The 4,737-nt window shown below is 63.1% G+C and carries 5 protein-coding genes; 3 read left to right on the top strand and 2 right to left on the bottom strand.

Annotation, left to right across the window (positions count from 1 at the left end):
- Positions 1-42: 42 nt before the first annotated feature.
- The gene (locus ACIQ67_RS19745) at positions 43-1,044 is read left to right on the top strand and encodes a relaxase/mobilization nuclease domain-containing protein (RefSeq protein WP_397536080.1); all 1,002 of its coding nucleotides are present in this window, start codon (positions 43-45) and stop codon (positions 1,042-1,044) included.
- Positions 1,044-1,421 carry a hypothetical protein gene (locus tag ACIQ67_RS19740; protein ID WP_397536079.1) on the top strand — a complete coding sequence of 126 codons (378 nt, stop codon included), beginning with the start codon at positions 1,044-1,046 and terminating at the stop codon, positions 1,419-1,421. Before ACIQ67_RS19745 ends, ACIQ67_RS19740 begins: the two co-directional genes overlap by 1 nt.
- Before the next feature lie 507 nt (positions 1,422-1,928).
- On the opposite strand, the gene ACIQ67_RS19735 is transcribed toward ACIQ67_RS19740, so the two are convergent.
- Both ACIQ67_RS19735 and ACIQ67_RS19730 read right to left on the bottom strand, forming a co-directional pair.
- On the bottom strand, positions 1,929-3,695 hold the full coding sequence (locus ACIQ67_RS19735) for a methyl-accepting chemotaxis protein (protein ID WP_397536078.1): 1,767 nt from the start codon (positions 3,693-3,695) through the stop codon (positions 1,929-1,931).
- 67 nt (positions 3,696-3,762) lie between these two features.
- Positions 3,763-4,110: a hypothetical protein gene (locus ACIQ67_RS19730; protein ID WP_397536077.1), complete on the bottom strand. Its 348-nt coding sequence runs from the start codon at positions 4,108-4,110 to the stop codon at positions 3,763-3,765.
- 189 nt (positions 4,111-4,299) lie between these two features.
- Between ACIQ67_RS19730 and ACIQ67_RS19725 the strand changes: the two genes are divergently transcribed.
- Positions 4,300-4,647 (top strand): DUF1153 domain-containing protein, encoded by a 348-nt coding sequence (locus ACIQ67_RS19725; protein ID WP_397536076.1) that lies wholly within the window; start codon positions 4,300-4,302, stop codon positions 4,645-4,647.
- Positions 4,648-4,737 lie beyond the last annotated feature (90 nt).

Raw genomic sequence — 4,737 nt, 5'->3', positions numbered from 1 at the left:
GGCTGCTTTGCGCTTACGGTGCGGCTTGAGGTCATCGGTGTCATGGCCGCCCCCGCCACTCCTTCATCGGTCGATCATGCGCTGGTGCAGTGGGGTGATCGCCTGTTCTACCCGGGCAATCGGATCGTTCCGGCTGAACCATCGCCCCGGCTGAGTTCCCTGTTGCGGCACCGGGCCGCCGAAATCCGCCGGCGCATTGCGGCCACGGTGACGCGGCGTGCGCCGCAGGTCATGGTCAAGGTCACCGGTGGCGGCCGAGGCATGGGCGCCATTGCGGCGCACTTTCGGTACATCAGCAAGGCTGGGCGGCTTGCCTTCGAAGATGACCGGGGTGTCGTACAGGAGGGCAGGGAGGCGCTGCAAGACCTCGCCAAGCAATGGCGCCTCGGGGGATCGCTGATCGGCGAGACCAGCCACAGGCGCGAGGCGTTCAACCTGATGCTGTCGATGCCCCGCGGCACAGATGCGCAAGCGGTCTTGCAGGCGGCCCGCGAGTTTGCGCGGATAGAACTGAAGGACCACCGCTATGTGATGGTGCTTCATGACCATCAGCACAATCCGCACGTTCACCTCAGTGTGAGGGCTGAGTCAATGAGTGGGCAGCGGCTGAACCCGCGCAAGGCCGATCTGCAGCGCTGGCGCGAGACTTTCGCCGAGCGGCTGCGCGGGCTGGGCATCGATGCCGAGGCCACCCGCCAGGCCCCGCGCCTGCAAAGCCGGCGACCCGAGCAGCTCTGGCAGATCGAAGCCCGCAAGCAGGGGCGCTTGAAGGGCGAGTCGGTCACCCAGAAGTCAGGTGACGCCTTCATGCGCAGCCGCAATGGCGCTGTGCAGGCCTGGACGCACATCGCTGTCGCGCTGAGCGCCTCGGATCAAGTCGAGGACCACCAGTTGGCGCAACGTATCAGACGCTTCGTGCTGGACGCCACCTACTCAAGGCAACAGGTCCGCCAACGCGATCATGGGGACGCCAGGCCGCGAGACCGCAGCGAGAGAGACGGCCTCAGGACGGTAGAGCGGACGGAGCCGGAGATCACGCGCTGATGAGCAAGAAGCCATCCGCTGCCTGCGTGCTGCAGCCACATGAACCAATGCTTGTGCAGCAGGCGGAATGGGCGTGTCGGGCGAAGGACGCCACCGCCTTGGCCGGGCCAGCCTATGAGCGGCTGCTCTCGCTGGTCGAGACGGGGCGCGATTCAGGGCAACTCGGAGGAGTCGCCGCGTTCGTGGCGGCCACGGTGGGCCTGCATCACTTCGACATCTATGACCTTCGAGCGCTCGATGTCGAGCATTCTGATGACGTGCTCGTTTGCCTGGATGCGATCCGGTGGGGCAAGTGTCACATTGCCGACTTGGTCCCCGATGGATTTGCGCGTGCCTACCAAGCCGCGGTGGACTGGGGCTACGCTGCCGCAGTTTGAGTTCCGGCCTCGGGCCGTGGTGTGTAGGTGCCGCACAAGTGGGCTAGGGCGCAGATGACCGCTCAGTAGCTGTCACCGCCTTCTGCGGCCGCCAAGACCATGAGAGCCCGCTGAGCAGCGATTGGCGTCATTGGCCGGCTGAGGGCGAACTCACGGTATCCGTGATCAAGCCGACGCTCGGTTCAGCCACCAGCGCTGGCCCGAGCGGCAGCTACACGAGATACAGCTGACCTCGGGTTGAGACTGGGCGGTTTCGTTGCTCCGACGATTGCTTCCCTACCGCTCGAACTGGCGATGCCGACCCTTAGGCGACGTTCCACCGGGCCAGATGGACCGTCCGGTAAGCGTCAGACCCCGGACGTGTGAACCTGCCTGCTGGTCGCGCGCGTAACAGTTGTTCCCACTTTCTTACCGCTGACTCGGCGCGTCGACCTCGACACCTCGACATCGAAAGCGCCTATGCCCGGCACCACGGCGATCGGCTTCTATCCAGGGCTGCGGCGGCGATCAGAAGCTGGACCACGCCTCGTCTGCGCCTTTCCTTGGCAGGTTGGCGCTCGCCGACCCGGCCGCCTCGGCTTTCGCCTTGGGCTTCGAGTTGAAACTGGACCGCGACACGTTTCTAGCCTGGTCCGGACCGCGGCGATGCACGACTTCGTGGCTCGCCACCTGAGCAGGTGCGTTCACCACGCCCTGAGGCAGCTTGAACACCGCCACGGCCTGCACCAGTTGATGCGCCTGACCCTTCAGGCTCTCGGCCGCTGCGGCGCTTTCTTCGACCAGTGCAGCGTTCTGCTGCGTAGCTTGGTCCATCTGACTCACCGCTTCGCCGACCTGCGCAACGCCGGTGCTTTGCTCGGTGGAGGCGGTGCTAATTTCTTGCATGATGTCGGTCACACGCTTGATCGAGGACACGACCTCGGTCATCGTCACGCCGGCCTTGTCGACTAGCGCCGTGCCTAGCTCGACCCGTTCGACGCTGTCGCTGATCAACGACTTGATCTCCTTAGCCGCTTCGGCCGACCGCTGAGCCAAGCTGCGTACCTCGCTGGCCACGACCGCGAAGCCCCGACCCTGCTCGCCCGCACGCGCCGCTTCCACGGCCGCGTTCAGCGCCAGGATGTTGGTCTGGAACGCGATCCCGTTGATCACGCTGATGATGTCGCCGATCTTCCTGCTGCTTTCGTTGATGCCCTTCATTGTCTCGACGACCTGGCCGACAACCTCGCCGCCCTTGACGGCCACCGTCGACGCGCCTTGCGCCAGCTGGTTGGCTTGCCGGGCGTGATCGGCATTCTGCTTAACGGTGGAGCCGAGCTGCTCCATTGACGCGGCGGTTTCTTCGAGGGCTGAAGCCTGCTCTTCGGTGCGCGTGCTCAGATCCAGGTTGCCCTGCGCGATTTGAGCGCTGGCTGTGGCGATGCTGTCGCTGCCGCTACGAACCCCTCCCACCACTTTGCGCAGCGACTCTTGCATCGCTTGCATCGCGTTGAGGATGCGGCCCATCTCGTCGCCTCGATCCGCAGTCACATCCTGGGTCAAGTCGCCGTCTGCAATGCGGGATGCAGCGGCAATGGCTTCGCCCGCAGGACGGGTCACGCTGCGGGCGATGAAGTAGGCCATCACAACACCCAGCATGAACGCCAGGGCCATGCAGGCGAGCGAGAAGCTGCGCCACAGCACTTGCTCTTTCTGGGTCGCGGTGGCGGCGCTGTCGTTCAACCGCTGCTCGATCGACACCAACTCGTCGATGTCGCTGAGCCACTTGTCGAGCGCCGGCTCGATCTCGACCTGCAGCAATTTCAGTGCAGCCTCGGCCTCGTCGTCTGCGACCAGCTTTGTGGCGTTGGCCAACAGCGGCGCGGCGGTGGCTTCGTGCGCCGCGATCGCTGCCACCACTTTGGTTTCCGCCTCTGTCGACTTGGCCAGGCCCAGGATCTCCTCTAGGCCGGCTTTAGCGTCATCGTACTGACTCCGGTGGTTCTCGATCGCCGCCGCTGCGACATCGCGGCGCTTGCTGTCGCTGGCCAGAACCAAAGTCAACAGAGTCTTCTCCTGACCCACCACTGCACGAGCGAGTGCCTGCGCATAGCCGAGCTTTGCGTTGTTGAAAAGGACGATGTCGTTGACGCGACTGCCCAGGTTGTGCATGCCTGCCACGCCGGCGGCCCCCACCAGCAAAACGAACAATAACAGGACTCCGAAGCCCGTGGCGAGACGGGTGCCGACACCCAAACGCGAGGCTCCAGCATTCAATGCTGACAGTGAACTCATAGCTGATTTCCTATGAAACAGGCGCGCGGCGTGCCAACCGATCAAGCCACGGTGGGGCGGCCAGCAGTCACTTGCACTCGGCCTTGGCTGCGTACGGGTAATCCCGATGGCCGACGCAGAAGTCCTTGCCACCCTCGACGGCCGCACCGTCATAGGTGGCGCTGATCTTTTTGTACTTGGTGATCTCCAGGCGCTTGTTGGCGCAGGCAGACTTGGCCTTGAGGGCGCATTGCGAAGGGCTTGCTGCCGGCACACTTTCGATGCAGCCGGGCTTGCCGTCGCACTTGCTATAGCTCTCCTTCTCCTGCCCCGGGCAGGCTGTGCGCGTGACCTGTAGCAGGCATTCCCCAGCATAGACCGAGCCCATAGCGAGCGTAAGCAGCATCGCCCCAAGTACAGCATGTCGTGTTTGCATGATCACTTCCTTTATGAAGACTGTGTTGAATCTGAAGCCACTTCGAACGGGTAAGTGCCACTCCTATGGCGATGACATCTACGCGAATTTATTCTGCTCCTCGTAGGCCTCGAACACCAAAGGTGAAGCCAAGATTTTTTGAGACTACGTTAAGTCCTGCTCAGGTTTTACTGTCGAGAGGAAGGCGACTTGAGCATCCTGATGGAAGACGAGATCAAGCGATGGGCTGCCAAGCGCAAGACGGCGCTGGTGCTCGACATGGTTCAGGGCAAGAACACCGAGGCTGAGGCCAGCCGCCACTTTGCGCTGCCGCCCACCGAGGTCGAGGTCTGGTTTGTGGAGGGCAAGCGCGACATGGAGAACGCGCTGCGCACCAATCTGCTGGCAGTCAAAGAGCACTATCAGCGCAAGTTGCGCGTACTGCAGGAGGCCGATGGGGAAGTCATGCTGGAGCTGAATGCCAGAAACAAGGTGGCGTCCCTGCTGGGCAGCGAGGGCGAGGGGCCTGTCCGAATTTCCGTGTGTGAGGCTCATTGAACCTTCACCGGTATCGTGAAGCTGGTTGCAGATCTTACGGGCTCGGTTTCGTGAACCGGTCTTCGTAGAGGATCGCAAACTGGTTCATCG

The organism is Roseateles sp., assembly GCF_044373315.1.
In the GTDB taxonomy this organism is placed as follows: domain Bacteria; phylum Pseudomonadota; class Gammaproteobacteria; order Burkholderiales; family Burkholderiaceae_C; genus JACDQM01.
This window is presented reverse-complemented; position numbering and strand designations above follow the sequence as displayed.

Bases quoted from the DNA above. Each gene is read 5' to 3' on its own strand.
- ACIQ67_RS19745 (WP_397536080.1), top strand. From the start codon at position 43: ATGGCCGCCCCCGCCACTCCTTCATCGGTCGATCATGCGCTGGTGCAG.
- ACIQ67_RS19740 (WP_397536079.1), top strand. From the start codon at position 1,044: ATGAGCAAGAAGCCATCCGCTGCCTGCGTGCTGCAGCCACATGAACCA.
- ACIQ67_RS19735 (WP_397536078.1), bottom strand. From the start codon at position 3,695: ATGAGTTCACTGTCAGCATTGAATGCTGGAGCCTCGCGTTTGGGTGTC.
- ACIQ67_RS19730 (WP_397536077.1), bottom strand. From the start codon at position 4,110: ATGCAAACACGACATGCTGTACTTGGGGCGATGCTGCTTACGCTCGCT.